Annotated in this window: 16 protein-coding genes and 2 pseudogenes; 6 read left to right on the top strand and 12 right to left on the bottom strand. The window is 67.4% G+C overall.

What is annotated here, in order from left to right:
- Positions 1-233: 233 nt before the first annotated feature.
- Entirely contained in the window at positions 234-1,328 is a 1,095-nt protein-coding gene (locus ACIQE0_RS27965; RefSeq protein WP_366336630.1) for a DUF5954 family protein, read from the bottom strand.
- A gap of 567 nt (positions 1,329-1,895) precedes the next feature.
- Here ACIQE0_RS27965 and ACIQE0_RS27960 point away from each other — a divergent pair.
- Positions 1,896-3,148 (top strand): annotated as a pseudogene (locus ACIQE0_RS27960) (IS256 family transposase).
- Positions 3,145-3,882, top strand: coding sequence for a maleylpyruvate isomerase family mycothiol-dependent enzyme (locus ACIQE0_RS27955; protein WP_402337306.1), 738 nt, complete (start codon positions 3,145-3,147; stop codon positions 3,880-3,882). The pseudogene ACIQE0_RS27960 and the gene ACIQE0_RS27955 overlap by 4 nt, the downstream one beginning before the upstream one ends.
- A 196-nt stretch (positions 3,883-4,078) precedes the next feature.
- On the opposite strand, the gene ACIQE0_RS27950 is transcribed toward ACIQE0_RS27955, so the two are convergent.
- The 5 genes from ACIQE0_RS27950 to ACIQE0_RS27930 all read right to left on the bottom strand — a co-directional run bounded on the left by ACIQE0_RS27950 (position 4,079) and on the right by ACIQE0_RS27930 (position 9,433).
- Positions 4,079-5,356 (bottom strand): MFS transporter, encoded by a 1,278-nt coding sequence (locus ACIQE0_RS27950; RefSeq protein WP_402337303.1) that lies wholly within the window; start codon positions 5,354-5,356, stop codon positions 4,079-4,081.
- A 37-nt stretch (positions 5,357-5,393) separates the two neighbouring features.
- Positions 5,394-5,957 carry a YcaO-like family protein gene (locus ACIQE0_RS27945; protein WP_402337614.1) on the bottom strand — a complete coding sequence of 188 codons (564 nt, stop codon included), beginning with the start codon at positions 5,955-5,957 and terminating at the stop codon, positions 5,394-5,396.
- A gap of 28 nt (positions 5,958-5,985) precedes the next feature.
- On the bottom strand, positions 5,986-6,204 hold the full coding sequence (locus tag ACIQE0_RS27940) for a hypothetical protein (RefSeq protein WP_402337301.1): 219 nt from the start codon (positions 6,202-6,204) through the stop codon (positions 5,986-5,988).
- A 232-nt stretch (positions 6,205-6,436) separates the two neighbouring features.
- A complete protein-coding gene (locus tag ACIQE0_RS27935) occupies positions 6,437-6,766 on the bottom strand; it encodes a hypothetical protein (protein WP_366338049.1) in 330 nt (109 codons plus the stop codon).
- Positions 6,767-6,778: 12 nt separating this feature from the next.
- Positions 6,779-9,433, bottom strand: coding sequence for a DNRLRE domain-containing protein (locus tag ACIQE0_RS27930; RefSeq protein ID WP_402337297.1), 2,655 nt, complete (start codon positions 9,431-9,433; stop codon positions 6,779-6,781).
- An 824-nt stretch (positions 9,434-10,257) separates the two neighbouring features.
- On the opposite strand from ACIQE0_RS27930, the gene ACIQE0_RS27925 reads away from it, so the two are divergent.
- Entirely contained in the window at positions 10,258-10,494 is a 237-nt protein-coding gene (locus ACIQE0_RS27925; protein ID WP_402337294.1) for a hypothetical protein, read from the top strand.
- Between the two features lie 204 nt (positions 10,495-10,698).
- Positions 10,699-11,144 (top strand): annotated as a pseudogene (locus ACIQE0_RS27920) (ISAzo13 family transposase); the annotation flags it as partial.
- On the opposite strand, the gene ACIQE0_RS27915 reads toward ACIQE0_RS27920, so the two are convergent.
- From ACIQE0_RS27915 to ACIQE0_RS27900, 4 genes are all read right to left on the bottom strand, one after another.
- On the bottom strand, positions 11,140-11,283 hold the full coding sequence (locus ACIQE0_RS27915) for a hypothetical protein (protein WP_402337637.1): 144 nt from the start codon (positions 11,281-11,283) through the stop codon (positions 11,140-11,142). The pseudogene ACIQE0_RS27920 and the gene ACIQE0_RS27915 sit on opposite strands and share 5 nt — an antisense overlap.
- A 320-nt stretch (positions 11,284-11,603) precedes the next feature.
- Positions 11,604-12,233 carry a hypothetical protein gene (locus ACIQE0_RS27910; RefSeq protein ID WP_402337290.1) on the bottom strand — a complete coding sequence of 210 codons (630 nt, stop codon included), beginning with the start codon at positions 12,231-12,233 and terminating at the stop codon, positions 11,604-11,606.
- 18 nt (positions 12,234-12,251) lie between these two features.
- A complete protein-coding gene (locus ACIQE0_RS27905) occupies positions 12,252-12,428 on the bottom strand; it encodes a recombinase family protein (protein WP_402337287.1) in 177 nt (58 codons plus the stop codon).
- A gap of 226 nt (positions 12,429-12,654) precedes the next feature.
- Complete coding sequence (locus tag ACIQE0_RS27900; RefSeq protein WP_402337284.1) at positions 12,655-13,572, bottom strand: alpha/beta hydrolase; 918 nt, start codon at positions 13,570-13,572, stop codon at positions 12,655-12,657.
- 235 nt (positions 13,573-13,807) lie between these two features.
- Here ACIQE0_RS27900 and ACIQE0_RS27895 point away from each other — a divergent pair, with 235 nt between their 5' ends.
- A complete protein-coding gene (locus ACIQE0_RS27895; protein ID WP_402337281.1) occupies positions 13,808-14,677 on the top strand; it encodes a helix-turn-helix domain-containing protein in 870 nt (289 codons plus the stop codon).
- A gap of 154 nt (positions 14,678-14,831) precedes the next feature.
- Here the strand turns inward: ACIQE0_RS27895 and ACIQE0_RS27890 are convergent, their stop codons facing one another.
- Both ACIQE0_RS27890 and ACIQE0_RS27885 read right to left on the bottom strand, forming a co-directional pair.
- Complete coding sequence (locus tag ACIQE0_RS27890) at positions 14,832-15,062, bottom strand: hypothetical protein (protein ID WP_402337611.1); 231 nt, start codon at positions 15,060-15,062, stop codon at positions 14,832-14,834.
- A gap of 80 nt (positions 15,063-15,142) precedes the next feature.
- Entirely contained in the window at positions 15,143-16,003 is an 861-nt protein-coding gene (locus tag ACIQE0_RS27885) for an alpha/beta fold hydrolase (protein ID WP_402337278.1), read from the bottom strand.
- A gap of 918 nt (positions 16,004-16,921) precedes the next feature.
- On the opposite strand from ACIQE0_RS27885, the gene ACIQE0_RS27880 reads away from it, so the two are divergent.
- Positions 16,922-17,125, top strand: coding sequence for a hypothetical protein (locus ACIQE0_RS27880; protein ID WP_402337276.1), 204 nt, complete (start codon positions 16,922-16,924; stop codon positions 17,123-17,125).
- Positions 17,126-17,163: the final 38 nt, after the last annotated feature.

Below are 17,163 nucleotides of genomic sequence, written 5' to 3'. Positions count from 1 at the left end.
GACCTACGCGTCCAGAGGCTGCGCCTGCGATACGCCGCTCGGTTCCCGGCAAGAAGCGGGGCACAACCCATCACGGGCCGCGGGACGCGGACCAACCCCGCGCTCTGAGCTTGAGCCGTCGGTTTGCGGCGTCCCGGCCGCACGGGGATGGTCATCGTTCGGTTCTTGCGGCATCGGAGCCGTCCTGGACAGCGCCCTTCACGGGGCCGAGTCCGGCCGACAGGCCGGAAGGCTCAGTCTTCGTCGCCCTCGTCGTCCTCGTAGTGGATGGTGCCGTCCTCATCGAGCACGGGGTGAATGCGGCTGGGGGCATGTTGGTTGACGTCGGATGGCCGCGGCCCTTCGGGCCCGTCAGGCCCCCAGCGCAGCAGACGACGGGCACGGCCGATTCGGTAGAAGGTGCCCAGAACCTCCAGATCGTTGACCCGGCCGGTGCGCAGCCGGTCGGCGGCCTCGACGTACGCGGTCAGCTCTCCGGCCGCGGAGTCGGCGTTCTCTGCCACCTGGGTGCGGGCGTCGACATCCCGGCCTGCGTGCATAGGAATGAGGCCGCGCCTGCGCGGCTCCCACCACGTCAGGGAGAAGTCCAGCGTCTTGCGTGCATCATGCGCGCTGGCGTGCAGGCCGCTGCCTGACTTCCATCCCGAGTCGGTCCGCTCCACGATCTTGAACGTCGTGGGTAGCAGCAGGATGTCGGGGTAGGTGTTCACGGCCTGGTGGGAGTCGAGCAACACGTCTTCGGGGTACCGGGAACCGGCGTAGGCCATGCCACGCAGCATCAGCCGTTCCGCAGCCTGGGCGGGAGTGACCGGCGCGTCCGGATCCAGGACCAGACCGTCATCGATGTCCGCATCCCTGAAGCCGCGATCCCAGTCGGGGGTGACAGGCTCCGGATCGGTCGGGCGTGGCTGCTCGATACCGTCCGGGCCCATGCCGGCGTACTCCTCGGCGCGCACGATGCGGTAGCGGGTTCCGAGCACGGTGAGTTCGTCGACACGCTCGCTCTCCAGGTGGGCAACCGCCGCAAGCAGAGCACGACGCTCCACCTTGTCCTGGGCCTCGTCCTTCGCACGGAACCACAGCAGTGAATTCAGGCTGTCGCGCGCCATCTGCGGACAGCCCCTCGTGACCGCGACCACCACCCGCCACCGCTGCCCGTCGTCCGCATCCTGCGCGGCCACACCGAACAGCGGACCGCGAACTCCCACATCACCGGCCTGCACCGCGGCATCAACTGCGTCGGCTTCCACAGCGGCCTCGACCGGTTCCACCGGAACCCGCACCACCACCGGCCGCACCCCGCCCGGCCTCATATCCCCAAGGTCCATGCCCTCATCCTGCCGCCCACGGCATGCCTTTGAGGCGGATTCCTCCGAATCCGTGCTTATGCGGAGTAGGTCATGTGCGCGCCGCTCAGAAGAGCCACTCACTGAGCACCCTCGCGCCAGGCGACCTTGACGCCCCGTCACCAAGATTCGGCCGTCCGCTAGCGTGACTGCTCACCAACAGCAGTCCACCCCCTGCCCGACTGCAAACCGTGGCCGAAGAAACCGGAGCCCTCCGGATGGATCGACGGTTCATCCGGGCTGCTCGTGCCGCCGTCACTACCATGAGTACTTCAACGGACGGGGGATTCGTGGTGGATGCGCGTCTTAGAGGTCCTAACAGAAGTGGTTGATCATGTGACTGTTGGCCTGTCCGCTCGTTGGTCTGGTTGTGGGGAAACGTCAGTCGCGGCCGTGGATCGTGTCAGATGAAACTGTGGGCGTTGGTCGAGAGCAATGCTCAGAACTTGTGGATCGCTCCTGACGGAAGGAGGCGTACCTTCCCGATGGATCGATCGGTAGGTCATCGAGCAAGGTCGGCGTTGCCGCGTCGGTCGGGAAGGCACGCCTGTGCTTACGGTAGTCAACGAGGACGGCACCGCGCCAAGCGGCAGTTCGCTGCTGGATGAGATCGTCCGGGAAGGTGCACGGCGGATGCTGGCCGCCGCGCTGGAGGCCGAAGTAAGTGCCTACATAGCCGAGTTGGCTGATGAACGCGACGACAAGGGGCGCCGCCTGGTGGTTCGCAACGGCTATCACCAGCCCCGGAGGTTCGCCACCGCGGCCGGCGCGGTCGCGGTGAGGGCGCCGCGGGTGAACGACAGACGGGTCGACGAGGCCACGGGCGAGCGCAAGCGGTTCTCCTCCGCGTCCTGCCGCCGTGGTGCCGCAAGTCCCCGAAGATCAGCGAGGTGTTGCCGCTGCTCTACCTGCACGGCCTGTCCTCCGGCGACTTCGTACCCGCCCTGGAGCAGTTCCTCGGCTCCTCCGCCGGGCTCTCGGCGGCGACGGTCACCCGGCTGACGACGCAGTGGCAGGCCGACCATGCCGCGTTCGTGGACCGCGACCTCGCGGAGGTCGACTACGTGTACGTGTGGGCCGACGGCATCCATCTCAACGTTCGCCTGGAGGAGGCCAAGGCCTGCGTGCTCGTCCTGATCGGGGTGCGGGTCGACGGCTCCAAGGAACTGGTCGCGCTCAGGGACGGCTACCGCGAATCGGGCGAGTCCTGGGCGGACCTGCTGCGTGACTGCGCCCGCCGGGGCATGCGCGCCCCCATCCTCGCGGTCGGGGACGGTGCCTTGGGCTTCTGGAAGGCACTGGCCGAGGTGTTCCCCGACACCCGCGAGCAAAGATGCTGGGTTCACAAAACGGGCGACGTCCTCGACGCCATGCCGAAGTCCGCGCAGCCGGGCGTGAAGAAGGCCGTCCAGGACATGTACAACGCCGAGGACCGCAACCACGCCGAGGCGGCGGTCAAGACGTTCGTCCAGTTCTACGGCGCGAAGTTCCCCAAGGCCGTCAAGAAGATCATTGACGATCAAGAGGAGCTGCTGGCGTTCTTCGACTTCCCGGCCGAGCATTGGATCCACTTGCAGACCACGAATCCGATCGAGTCCACGTTCTCCACCGTCCGCTTGCGGACCAAGGTCACCCGAGGCGCCGGCCCCCACACTGCCGCCCTGGCCATGGTCTTCAAACTCGTCGAGTCCGCCCAGCAGCGGTGGCGGGCGGTGAACGCACCCCACCTCGTCGCTCTTGTCCGCGCAGGGGCCCGCTTCGAACGCGGTCAGCTCGTCGAACGAATCCAGGAGGCAGCATGACAGCTGATGAGCACGCGGGTTTCGACCCCGCGACCACCCTCGATCAGATCAATGCCGAGACCGAGCACCTCATTGAGACGGCGGCCCGGTTCACTGACGCCGACGTGCGCGCGGCTTCCCTGTTGCCGGCCTGGTCACGCGGGCACGTGCTGACCCACCTGGCCCGTAATGCCGACGGCGGCCGGAACCTGCTGTTCTGGGCCCGGACTGGAGAGGAGACGCCGGAGTATCCGAGTCTGGCCGCCCGGGACGAGCAGATCGAGGCAGGGGCGGGCCGTAGTACCGCCGAACTCGTGGCCGACCTGCGTAGTGCCGCCGTCCGGTTCGCCAGGGAGTACCGCAAGATGCCGCCCGAGGCGTGGAACCGGATGGTGCGCTGGACTCGCGGCCAGGAGCGAGCCGCCGTGCGTGCCGCCGACTCCCGGTTGTGCGAGGTGCTGATTCATCACGTCGATCTGAACGCCGACTACACGCCTGCCCAGTGGCCAACCGGCTTCGTCCGGGACATGCTCGGCCGGGTAGTGGCGTCCTTCACCGCTCGCGACGACGCTCCTGCGATGCGGCTGCACACCACCGACACCGAGATGAGCTACGACATCGGCACCACACGACCGACGCCGATCATCCACGGCCCACAGACCTCACTCCTGGCCTGGTTGATGGGACGCGCCCAAGGCGCCGACCTTGACGTCAACGGAGCCTCGGAGCTACCCAGACCACCGTTCCTCTACTGACCGACAGCCTCGAGCCGCCGAGCACCTCGATCAACTCATCCACAACTCTTGACTATTACTCACGCGTGTTTGTCGGTGAGCAAGGTGCTGAGCATGATGGTCTGCCCGGTGCCCGGTGCCCGGTGCCCGGTGCCCGGTGCCCGGTGCCCGCCCGGTGTGCTTGGGGCAGTGGTCTGTACGCGTCGCGAAGTGAGCTTTACCGGCTGCCAGCGGGGACTTCGCTCTCCTGCGCGGGCTCCGACACAGAGATGGTCTGAAGATTGCGGACGCTGGGGACGAACAGGAGGACCACATTCGTCAGGAGGATGCCCAGGGCACAGGTCCACATCACGGCGGGTGCGCCCAGCCAGTCGGCCACGCTGCCGGCGAGGACATATCCGAGGGGAACGAGAGCGTTCTCGCCGAGCATGGTCAGCGAGGTAACTCGGCCGATGAGGTGCTCGGGAACCTGCTGCTGCTTTGCGGTCTCGAAGAAGACGACCGCCAGTTCCAGGCTCATGCCGCTGACCAGCATCGAGATGAGCAGCCAGGGGAGCTGCGGTGCGGTGGCCAGAACGGCGAGGGGCAGAGGCCAGATCAACTGCACCACCACGCAGGCCAGCATGAGGTGCTGCGGGTGCCAGCGGAGGGCCACGACAGAACCTGTAACCATGCCGGCGGAGAATGCCGAGACCGCCCAGCCCCAGTAGGACGCCCCGCCGGACGTGCCGGAGAGGATGAGCGGGCCGAGGAGTTGGTAGCCCGCGAGCCAGAGAGGCACGGCCAGGGTTCCGGCGAGCGCGTACCCCCACATCCACGGGCGGGACGAGAAGGCCTGCCATCCTTCGCGCCAGCTGTGGCGGGCGGCTGTGCGGGGTCGGTCCTGCGCCTTCGGACGCAGACCCATGAGGATGAGGGAACAGGTGGCGAAGGACAGGGCTCCTGCGATGAGGACTTGCCCGAAACCGAAGGTAGCACCGAGCAGGGATCCGAGACCGGGGACGGCGATGCGGGCCAGGTTGAGGACGAGGCGCAGTGAGGCGTTCGCCTTCTGGAGCGTGGCGGCGGGGACGAGTTCGACGATCAGCCCCTGGAAGGCGGGCTGGACGGCGGCGGTGGCGGCTCCGGTGACCGTGGCGGTGGCCGCGAACATCCACACGGCGGCGTGCTCGGGGGCCGCCGTCAGGAGCGTCCCCAGGAGTCCCTGGACGCAGGCGAGGACAAGATTGGCACCGACGGCGAGGGCCCTGCGGGGGATGCGGTCGGCGAGCACTCCGCCATAGGGGAGCAGCAGGGTCTGTGTCGCCACGGAACAGCCGAGGACCAAGCCGGCCGAGAGGCCGCTGCCCCCCACCTGAAGGACGGCGAAGGCCATCACCACGTTGACCAGGTTGGTGCCGGCAGTGGAGACGCCCCGGCCGGCGACGTAGCGCAGGTAGGGCCCTCGCCAGGAGCGGTCGGAGGTGGCAGGAGAGGAGTGTTTGTCGTGGCGCATGCAGCCGCAGACTCTCGTTCGAGGGGGTGGGAGGAACTCAGGCCGACGGTACGTAGTCGGGCCGGGGGACGGCATGCCGTGTGGTGTTGTTCAAGCCGGGACAGATGATCTTGACAACGGCGAAGTCCTCGGTAGTGCTGAGGTCAACTGCCATGGGCTCGTGGCCTGTTGCATCGGCCACGAGCCGGCAAGCCCAGCGCAGTTCGGCGTCGATGTCGTCGAAAGTGCGACGGTGTCCCACCAGCGCGTCCTGGTAGGCGCCGGCCCGGGGGTCGACGATGGGTTTGCGGGTGGATCCCCGCAGTACGTGGGAGTAGCTGGCGGTCAGGTCGTCCCGAGCGCCGTTGATGAGGGTCAGACGGCTCTGCACTGCTTCGGTCAGAGCTCGAGAAAGGGCGACGCTGGCCGAGGAGTGAGCACCCGACCCTGCGGTGAGCAGGGCGAAGTCCTCGCTCCATACGAACGCGGCGAAGCAGGGTACGCCCCACCGGTTGGGCACCGTTGCCACGTCGAGGAAGACGCTCTTGCCGAGGATCTGTTCGATCAGGGGGGCGCACACCGAGTCGTCGATGGGCAGGCCGCGGCGGGTGAGGAACTGCAGGATCCGGCGTGTGCTGGTGCCGGGCCGGTCAGCGGGCAGAGACCAGATATCGGCCTCGTGGATGGGGGGCGTCCGCGCCGAGGCGGGCCAGCAGGATGCGCAGGCTGCGGGCGGCGAGACGCTGCACCTGTTCGTCCCAGCCCTGCTGCCTCGCGTGGTGCCGGAAGTCGTCGAGCAGGGCCTGGGCGGCGGGGATGAGGGAGGACAGGCGGTCCAGTTCCCCGACGGCTCGGGGTTGCGAAGCCAACCGAGATTCGGGAGCCCCTGTTACCGCAGTTCTACGTGGTTGTGCCGGTGGGGTTCAACTCGGCCTCCCCGTGGTGTGATTGTGTCGCCCACCGGTCCGGAAGCGCAGCCGATCACCCGGAACGTGTTCGGCGGTATCCGTCGGATATGACGGACGCGCGTGACGGACGCGCCGCCTGACACGGTGCCAGGCGGCGCGTCGTATCACAGCGGCGCATTGGTCTGATGCGGTATCAGGCCCAAGGGATCCACCCTGACGACATCCATGTTGCCGCTGCGACCCCGCACAGAACACACAGCGCCTTGTCCGCCCAACGGGGCGCGCCGAGCTTCACCGTCGCGTCTGCCGCTTCGACCGTGATCAGCAGACCGCTGAGGAGGACGAGAGGAGCGTTGCTCCAAGTGACCTGTGGGCGGCCGATGACCAGCCAGCCGACCGCGATGCCGAACAGACACAAGCAGGTGTAGAGCGCGCGCGGGTTGGGACTGGAGCGGGGTTTGTTCTTCGACCGGTGGATAAAAATGACCGTGAGTTGCGCCAGCAGCGCTATCAGCGCGAACATTGTGCATGGCTCCTAGAACTTGCAGGCAGCTTGGACGGCGGAGATACCAAGGAGCGCTGCGATGGCCTTACGGTGCGCCGAGGTCACCTTCCGGCGCTTGGCATAGGTGCGGACAAGGTTCGCCGTCTTCTTGACGCCAATCCGCTTCACCAGCCGGACGGCAGTCAACACGCGTGCCGAGGAGCCTACGGGCGTCAAGGTGGCGATGACGCCTGCGATGGTCGCTGCGCACTTGGTGATTTTCCATGTGGTCGACCAGAAGCCGGGGTCGATCACGATGGGGAAAGCGCTGGCCGAGGAGAATTCGACGTTCTGGACGATCTTGTTGCCGACGACCTTGTAGGAGGTGGGCACGTCCTTGCCGTTGGCGTCCTTGGCCCAGGGGGCGTCGAAGAAGGCAGCGGCGTCCTTCGCGGGCGCCTTTTCAGCATTGTCGTCCCCTGCCGAGTACAGGGAGACGGAGCCGTCGTCGTGAGTGACTGCGCTCATGCCCACGGGGATCTGGAAGCTGGTTTCGTAGGTGTTGGGGGCCGCGCTGCTCTTCAAGATGTTCAAAGTGCGTGAGTCACCGTCCACGGTGGGTTGGACCACGGTGTCGACGGGCCCGGTGGAGTTGTAGACGACATTGCCGCCGACTTGAGTTCCCTTGGACCCGGCCTCCGGAATGGTGAGCTGGTTGGGCATGATGGCGTTCTTGATGTCGATGGTGTCGTTCTTGCCGTCCCAGGGGATGGAGACGATGTTGTCCTCGGTCACCGCGATGGAGGCGTAGGTGGAGTCCGACGAGGTGGCTGCCGTGATGTCGGCCGCCTCGGAGTAGGTGTTGGCCAGGCCCAGTGTGTTCTCGGCGGTGGTCGGCTTCCAGGAGGTGTCGACGGTGAAGCGGACTGGGTCGGACCAGCCGTTGGCGTAGTGCTGGCCGTCGTAGGTGGTGGTGCGGAAGCTGTAGGTCTTGCCGGAGGCAAGTTTACCGGCGGGCACCTTGACCTGTGAGGTGGCGTTCGACGCCGCCGCAGGTGCGTTGATGGTGGTCACGACCTCGCCGGTGGCGGTATCGGTGATCTCGTAGGTGCCGACGATGTTGTCGTCACCGTTGGGGTCCTCGGTGGAGAATCGCAGGATCGGGGTGGTGGTGTTGACCTTGAAGATGCCGCCGTTGGAAATGAAGGGCGCCCCGGCCTGCAGGTTGGCGCCGTTGCGCGGCCGGTAGTTGTAGGTCACCTCCAGGGTGGGGACCTTGGTCTGGTCGGCGGCGTCGGCGGAGTAGAAGCGCTTCCAACCGTAGGTGTCGGACTCGTCGGCGGCGTTCAGCGCGATGCTGCCGGTCTCGGCCTTGGCTGAGGACCAGGTCTGGGCGAGCCTGGTGATGTCGGCCGTGGCCCAGCCCTCGGTCTTACACGTCGCGGACTTCGTGTCCGAAGAGGTGGCGATCTTCTCGAGACGCGAGGGCTGCTTGGTCCAGCGAGTGCTCTTGTTCGCGGCGCCCGCGGCCCACACCTCCCAGGCGCGCTTTTCGCATGACCAGGAGTGGTAGTTCCACATCTTCAGTGATGCCTTCGACACGAGCGCGTCGGCGAAGTTGGAGGTGCGGAAGGTGAGGAAGGAGCGCGCGACGCGTTTGGTGCTTCCCTCGTAGTCACCCGGCCAGCCGACCTTCAGGTCGGTGTTCACTGACTGGTCAGTGGTATCGCCGCCCTGCACGAAGGTGTCGAACAGCACGTCAAGAGCGTCGGTCGAGGGGTCGATGGTGACCGGGTACCGGGTGTGCTTGTCACGCAGCCATTCGGTGTCGGGCCGCAGGCTTAGCTCGGCGGTGTTGCCGGACTGGGCCGCCTCCATGGCGATCCTCTTGCGGTTGGTGTGTTCCAGGGAGCGTGGGTCGACCTGGTTGTCCCACATTGTGGGCGCGGGCATGGTCGCGACGATCTCGCCGGACGCGTCGCGGAAGTCGATGCCCCCGTCATCGGAGGCTTTGGCCTGCATGCCCTCCGGGAGAACGAGCGGCAACACCAAGGGAGCGTCGTCCTGCGGAGCCTTGTGCAGCTTGAGGTACTGCTCGAAGCCCGTTCGGGTGGCCTCGACGACCAAGTCGCCCCCCGGCACGGCCTCGGGGTAAGTGGCCGTGTTACCGGACAGTTGAGGGGCGGGCAAGCCACCCTTCCACTGCATGGCGATCCTCTGCTTACCCTTGCCGAGCACGACCAGGTCGCGGGCGGCATCCTGCGGGGCCGCCGCGGCAGCCTTCAAGGATCGTGCCTTGGTGCCGCCCGCGCCGGCCAGCCGCAGGCCCTCCGGGTGCGCGGTCGCCGTGACGCCCCCGTCGGGGGTGTGCTTGAAGTCGAGGTCGATGTCCACCCAGCGGCCGTCCTTGACCATGCGGACCGGTCCGGCTGCGGAGGTACGGGTCAGAGTACCGTCCGCGTTGGCGTAGACCGTGTCGGTCTCCGTACGCATCTGCAGAACCTCAACCCGGCGGTCCTGCACCTTCGCAACCGTCAAAGCCGCCTCAGCGGTCTCCGCCTCGCGGATCGGATTCTTCGCGAGATCCGCAGCGGCTTCCAGCAGCTCCGTGACCGCCTTCTCCGCCTCGGACTCCCCGCCCCCGCCGCGGTCGCCAGCAACAGCCAGATGCGGCGTGGAAAGCAGAACCGCGCCAGCCGTTATCAAGGCGACGCTCCCCGCGCGCCAAGTCCTCTTCACTTGTGTCCTCCCCTTGCTTAGCTCGCCAACCGCACAGGTCATCGCGGAAACCGAACTTTCTTAACGTCAGTCATATAAGCACATATTTATGCCTCTCGACTAAGTCTGAACTGCAACTCTGAGAAGAACAACTAAGCAGCAAAGAACGAAAGTTGGGACACGTGGCCTGGGCTCGCAGCTCCGGCTGGGTCAGGGGCAGTTGATGGAGAGTGACGCGAAAGTGAGCCGCTCCGGGCTCGGTGGAGATCTCAGACTGTGGCGTTGACCTGAGGTTTCATGAGTTTTGTAGAGTCTGCGGTGGTTGCGTCAGTCGGACCGCTCGGTGGTAGCGAGCTCGAGCTGTGAGAGTGTTTTGCAGGGACGCTGAGGTTTGGCCAACTCTATTTTTTACAGGCCGATCGCGCTTTCCATCAGGGCGTTTTCGCAGACCGTCGGCCAAGCTGATGGAGGCGGCGATGTCAAAGGCCTCCAGATGCTCGGAGGGCCTGAAAGCCGTGAACCGCGACCAGGCTTCCGGAGCGATGAGCTAACTCACCTAATTTTATTGGAAGTTGTCTGCGGTCACGTTGCCAGATTGCCGTCTCCAGGTATCGAGGACGAAGCCGGGTCCTTGAGGGGGCGACCAGATCCGGCGAGAGAAGGTGTCCACGACGAATGCGACGTAGACGACGCTGGCCCAGGTCTTGAAATGGGTGAAACCCGCCCCGCCCTCGGCGCCGGTTCGGGGCCCAGGCTACGAAGTCGCGGCTGATCGCCGTGCATCGCCTGTTGGCCTCCGGTGACCGGCCGCCATGGACCGGGCCCGGGAGATCGTGGAGAGCCACGAGGGCGGCGTCACGCTGGGCCCGGAGGCGTACGAGGAGATGGCGACCGGCCGGTGGGAGCTCGCGGGCGCAGTGTGGCAGGAGACCGACCTGCTGCTGTGGAAGCCGCCTGCGGCCCCGAGATTCCGCGACCGCCTGTTTATCCAGGTCAGACCAAGTTTCGTACTGAACCGCCAAGTTCGTACGGAAGGACCCATGCTCTGATCCATGCCGAGATCGATGCCGTCTTCACCGAGGGCTGGCCGTTGGCCACTGCCTGGAGCAGGTGGCCCGGCTCGGCGCGAAGCTGATCATCCAGACGGCGCTGAAGGCGGAGGTGGATGAGTTCCTCGGCCGCGCCCGGTACCAGCGCGCGGATGCCGCCCCGACTTAGGGCTTGCAGATCTTCAACTCGTGGCTTTCTGCTCGATGGTTCGTTGGTCTGGCGTGAGCGGGTTGGAAGGTCAGAGGGCTGTGCTGGCAGCCAAGTTCGGGGCGATTCTGCCGCATCTCGACGAGCGTCAGCGCCGTCTGTTGATAGGGGCGGAGGCCCAGTCTCTCGGTCATGGCGGGATCAGAGCTGTCGCTCGTGCTGCCGGTGTCCGTGAGGCGACTGTGTCTGCCGGTGTGCGGGAACTCAGCGCTGGGGAGGCCCCGTTGGGGCGCATCCGTCGGCCCGGCGGTGGCCGCAAACGCGTCGTCGACCGGAATCCGGCCGTTCGGGAGGCGCTTCTCGCGCTGGTCGAGCCCGACGTCCGTGGAGATCCGATGTCGCCGCTGCGTTGGACCACAAGCTCGCCGAGCAGCTGACCCGGCAGGGCGACAGGATTTCTGCGGACACGGTCGGCGACCTGCTGCGTGAGGAGGGCTTCAGTGGTTGGAGAGAAGGAGCCGGCGATCGAGGGCCTGGCCTCGGTACGGCTCGGCGATGGCGCCGACCGGCAGAGCCAGGCGACCTCTGAGGTCCTCGATCCGGTCGTGGACGAAGGCGAGCTGGGGTGGCAGTGCTGCCATGCCGGTCGTGTCGGGGAAGTGGGCGGTGTGCCCGGTCCATCGTGCAGGGGTCGGTCCGGCGAGGGCGTAGCCGAAACCGAGTTCGCGGCCCTTGAGAGTGTGCCGTCCAGCGACTGCGGACCGATCCCGGAACGCAGCTTCCGAAAGCTCGCCCCCTGAAGCTGAGGGTCGCCGAGGTAAGCCCAAAAGGGGCCACGGGGTGATCGTGAAGCTCTGACGGCTTGCTACGAGGTCTCGGCCCCAAGGGCGTTCACGCGGTTCGCGTACTCGCGGCGGGCCTTGCGCTGGGCCGGGATCACGGCGGTGCCGTCGAGGGGCTGTCAGATGTCGAGGAGTCGGCGGTGGACCGCGGGGGTGGCGGTGACGCGCAGGGTGTAGCCCTGGCCGCGCCGTACGGTCACGCCCTGGTCGAGCGCGGTCCGCTCGGCGGGCTCCAGTTCGGTGGCGCGCAGGTAGTCGGCGACGTTGCCCGGCATGTCGAGGACGGTCGGCAGCTCCAGGGCCGGGGCGCCCGGGTCGGCGGCGGTGTGGTCGGACAGGAGGTCGGCGACGGCGGTACGGATGGCGCCGCGGCTGACGTTGTGGTCGCGGGCGAGGGCCGCGATGGATCGGCCCCTCCAGGTACGCGATGCGCACGTCGTCGGTCTTCCCGGCTGGGACGGCGGGACGGCGTCCGCCCTTGTTGCCCTGGCCTCGGCGGCCCGCAGTCCGTCGTAGGCCAGTTCCCGCTGGAGGTCGCGCTGGAGTTCGCCGGCGGCGGTGAGGGGCTGGACCATGAACTTCACGGTCGACAGCAGTTCTCCGGTGCGCGGGTGGCGGGCGGTGAGGTCCATCGCGGAGAGCGCGCCGTCGTGGATGCGCAGCGCCACCCGCTCGCGGTGCAGGACGTCGAGCACGTCGAGGATGTGGCCGGTGCCGCGCACCAGGCGGAACATCTCGGAGATGTACACGGTGTCGCCCGGCCGCGCCTAGGCGAGCAGTTCGCGGAACTTCGGGCGCTGGAGGGGGTGGAGGCGGCCGGAGGTGCCCGGGGCCTCCTCGAAGACGACCGGCTCCTCGATCCCGGCCTCGTCCAGGACGAGGTTCTGCCGGGCGGTCGACTGCTGGTCGGTCGACACCCTCTTGTAGACCAGGTTCGCCACCAAGAAGCCCCCTCCGTACGGAGGATCGGGCCCTGTCTGTCGTCAAACCCTGTCAGCAATCACCATCGGATCTGATGGGATTCACGCCGCCGCGAACCCCCGGATCGCACGGGTTCATTGGACGCGTCGGCCGCCTGTCGTCAAACTTGCCGACAGGCGGGGCGTCGGCGGAGCGAGCATGTGGGCCTATGGCTGCCTCTGCTGCCTGTGGGTCCGGAGTGGTGGGTGGTCACCCCGCCAGGTGCTTGCCGAAGAACTCGGCGAGCTCGGCGACGGCGGGGGTGACGTATTCGTCCTTGTCGTACAGGTCGATATGGGTGGCACCGTCGATGACGACCAGTTCCTTGGGCTCGGCCGCCTGCGCGATCGCTTCCCGGCTGAAGTAGGCGCTCTCCGCCTCCGAACCGGCGATCATCAGCAGGGGGCGGGGCGAGATCAGCTCGATCATCGCGTACGAGTCGTACTGGGCAAGCTGGTCGACGCTGCGCAGCACCCATCCCTGGACCGCACAAGGGTGGTAACCGCGCGGGGTGCAGTAGAACTCGAACGTCTCGCGGAACTGCCGGGTAGCGGTCTTCAGCAGTTCCTCGGCGTTGTCGGGAATCCATGCCCCCAGCTCCGGGGCCGCGCCGCGTGCCTCGGCGGTGCGCGCCGCACCGGCCTGGTCGAGCAGGGCCTTGAGGATCGCCGGGTCCTGGGTGCGGCCCAGTCCTTCACGGACCACCGAGCCCATGTCCACGGCACTGACCGTGGCCACGCCCTTGATGCGGTGTTCGGTCTGTGCGGCGTAGGGGACGTAACCGCCGGAGGCGCAGATGCCCAGGGCTCCGATGCGGTCCGGGTCGATATCGTTGTGTGTGGTCAGGTAGGACACGGCGGACTTGATGTCCTCGGCGCGTTGGAAGGGGTTCTCCATGCCGCGCGGCTCGCCCTCGCTCTCGCCCTGGTAGGCGGCGTCGAAGACGAGCGCAGCGAATCCAGCGTGGGCCAGGCGCTCGGCGTAAACGCTCGGGCTCTGCTCCTTCACGCCGCCTCCCGGGTGGGAGATGACAAGGGCCGGCAGCCGACCGTCGATGTGGTCGTCGGGGGTGAAGAGAATCCCGGCGAGGGCGAGATCGTTGCTGGGGAAGGTGACGCTGGTCTTCACGGTCTGTGTCTCCTGGTGCAGATGGGGAGGTGCTGGGACCGCGACGGCGCGGATTCCTCCGGCAGGACCTCCGGCAGGGCCGTCGTCTTCGGGGCGGTCCGTCCGCCGGCCACGTCATCGACACTCGCACGCGGAACGCGGGCGGGTAAGAGGCTTCTTTTGTCCCCGGACACTGCGGTCCTGGGACAGGGCAGGCCCACTGTCACTGGACCGGCGGGCTGTGACACTTGTACCTATGAGCAGCAGCAACACCCGCGACAGCGAACTGGGCGCCTTCCTGAAGGCTCGGCGCACAGAGCTGAGCCCGGCCGAAGTGGGGCTGCCCGACTCGGCCGGCAGGCGCAGGGGCAAGGGCCTGCGCCGCGAGGAGATGGCCTTGCTGGCGTCGATCAGCCCCGACTACTACACGCGCCTGGAGCAGGGCCGCCGCCAGGCCTCCGAACCAGTGCTGGACACCCTCGCGCGTGTCCTCCGGCTTGATGACAGTGAGCGTGCCTACATGTTCGAACTGTCCGGTCGAGACGCTGCCCGGCCGCGTCGGCGCACCACGCAGAAAGTCCAGCCGCAGCTGCAGCGCCTCCTGGAGGACCTCTCCACCACACCGGCCGTCGTCCTGGGCCGCCGCACGGACATCCTCGCCTGGAACGCCATGGCGGCCGCCCTGTTCACCGACTTCGCGCGGATCCCGGAGAAGAAACGCAACTTCGTGCGGCTGGTCTTCTGCGAACCGGCCATCAGAGCGCTGTACCCGGACTGGGAGTGGGTAGCGCAGATGACCCTGGCGCAGCTGCGCATGGAGGCCGTCCGCGATCCGAAAGATCCGCGGCTGGCCGAACTGGTGGGTGAGCTGTCGCTTCAGGAACCCGACTTCCGGCGCTGGTGGGGCGCCCACCGCGTCGCCACCCAGGGATCGGGCACGAAAACGCTGAACCATCCCGTTGTCGGCCCCCTCACCCTCGACTGGTCCTTCCTCACCTCCACCGACGACCCCGACCAGCAGCTCATCACCCTGACTGCCGAGCCCGGCACACCCAGCCACGACCGTCTGCGCATCCTCGCCTCATGGGCCGCGCAAGCCGCCGACCACCCGATTGCGGACCGTTAGAGACTCGCCCGGTTCCGGGGCCAGCAGGCTGTGCAGAGGACATCGTGGCCGATGCCCGCGTGATCGACGTAGGCGCGCTCGGCGCGGTACAGACACAGTCCCGTGCGTACGGGGGTGTTCGCCGTCCCGCCGCTCGCTCCGACCCGGCTGGGCATCAGGCAGCCTGGCCGAGGCCGGCGGTGGTCAGGTCCTGCTCGCGCAGCGGGGTGAAGTCGACGTCGAGCTTCGGGTCATAAGCGTCGGGTCGGATATCGAGTTCGTGGGTGCTGTACTCGCCGAACCGTTTGACGTACTCGGTCAGGTAGGGCGAGATGTGAGCCAGGTCCTCGGGGCCGATCTTCCAGCCTTCTTCCAGGAGTTGGCGGACGATCTCGGCGATGTCCAGGGCGTTGTGGCGTTCTGCTGTGGGCGGGCATTGCCGAGGAATTGTCCTCCTGCCGTGCTACCCGGCGCTGTCGACCTCGGTCAGGAAGCCGAGGACGCGGGCGTTGACCTCGGCGGCCGCTTCGCCGGCGATGGCGTGTGTCGCAGACGGCCACAACTCGACCCGGACATCGGCCAACTTGTCCCGGGCCCGCGCCGCGGCCGGCGCGCGTCGTGCATGACGCTGCGGCCGGCGATGAGCGCGAGGGCTGGAACACCGATGGATTCCAGCTGCGCGTCGGTGAACGATGTCGGGACCGGCAGTGCGATACGAAACGTCCGCATGCCTTCGTCGACCACCGCCGCGACGGGGTCGTCATCCGGCACCTCGGCGCCGTCGCTGATCCAGCGCAGGAACGCCGGCCGCGCCCAGCGGCTGACACCGGGGACGGCTATGAGCGCCGAGCGCGCCAGCAGCGCGACCGGGAAGCGGGCGAAGGTCTGCACCGGGTCGATCAGCGTCAGCGAGGCGAGGCGGGCGGGAGCGCGCACGGCGAGGTTCGTGGCGAGCCAGCCGCCGAAGGAATAGCCGACCAGATGTATCCCGCGGAGATCGAGCGCGTCGAGCGCGGCGTCGATCCAGGCGGCCTGGTCGACCGCGGACCGGATCTCGCCGGTCTGTTCGCTACGCCCCGGCTCTCCGATCAGGTCGAGCGCGTACACCGGCCGATGCGCGGCGAACGCGGCCAGGTTGGGCGCCCACATCACGGTAGTGCCCGCACGTCCGGGCAGCAGCACCATCGGGGCGGGGCCGGGCCTGCCGAAGCGATAGACCCGGGCCGTGCCGAAGTGCGTCGCGACATCGTGCTGCTCGGCAGGCGCGGGCAGCACCGCGAAGCCGCGATCATAGACCGCGTCGTACTCGCGGCGGGCCTGCGGAGAGCGGTATCGGCCCAGTGCCATCGGGACCTCCAGTTTGCGATACGACTCGGGTGGTAAGGCGACTGGTGTGGGCCGGCTCGCCGGCTGGCCCTCTCAAGGATTGAGGCCGAGGACGCGGTCGGGCCGGCCGTGCCATCGAGCGGGGTCCACCTGCAGCGCGATGCTCACGAACTTCACGAGCGCGTCCTTGAGTTGAGCCCGGTGGGCGGCTGATTCCTGCACTTCGAACTGCCGGGTGCTCGCACGCGAGACGAGGTACTGACCAAACAACGATCCACCCGCGCCGAAGCGCAACCCCTGCGAGAGACGACAACGGCGGCCCCAAGGTTCCCCAAGATGCCGCGGCTGGAGTCTCTCAACACCGGGCCTACCCTTGAGGAGAGCGGGGATGCCCGTCCGCCAGTCGCGCAGAGCAATTGCGGGACGGCCCCGCAGAGAACGGACCGAACCGTCCGCGCACAGCACCGCATCCGCCCATTCGAACAGGGCGTCCGCACGTCTGGCCAGGCAAGAGGAACCCGCTGACAGCGGCGTCGACATCGTCCAGGCCGTCGGCCGCGTGCTGCGCCTCCACCCCGACGCCCTGGCAACTCCGTTGCGATCGTGCCGATCGTCGCGCCCGTGGACGGAGCAGCCTCACGGATCCGATATGATCATGATGCAGCTTCACCCCGCGATCAGCGGGCGGAAGTCATGCGTCTGTGGTCCAAGGAAAGACGCCCACCAACCGGTGGGAAATGCAGGTGCAAGGCCTGCCGGGCGCTCCACCAGAAGGTCCCCTCCTCGCATGAGAAGGGGACCTTCGCTGTTGGCAGCCGCGCGTCCGCCGTCGGCCACCTCCGATGGTGCGTAGGCGAGGCTGTGAGCAAAGGACGGTTCCGTGCATGACGTACCCGCCGACCACGCCCAGGGCATCGACATCGGCCCCCGGAACGGGCCTTGAAGCCTGCCATCCACCACCTCAAGGACCACCGAGCCGAGATCATCGTGGTCAGGGACCGACTCCGAGCCTTCGAAGACCGCTACAACGCCACGGCACAGCCGTTCCAGTGGGGGTTCACCACCTCCGACCTGGACGATCTGCCGGCCAGGCTCGACCGGCACACCGCCGATCACCACGAGGAATCCTCTGCCGCAGCGTGAACAACCCCCGAAGGATTTACGGCGCCGACCAGTTGGCC

Source organism: Streptomyces sp. NPDC093097 (assembly GCF_044754325.1).
GTDB lineage: Bacteria > Actinomycetota > Actinomycetes > Streptomycetales > Streptomycetaceae > Streptomyces.
Note: the sequence above shows the minus strand (reverse complement) of the source record. Positions and strands in the feature narration are given on the sequence as shown.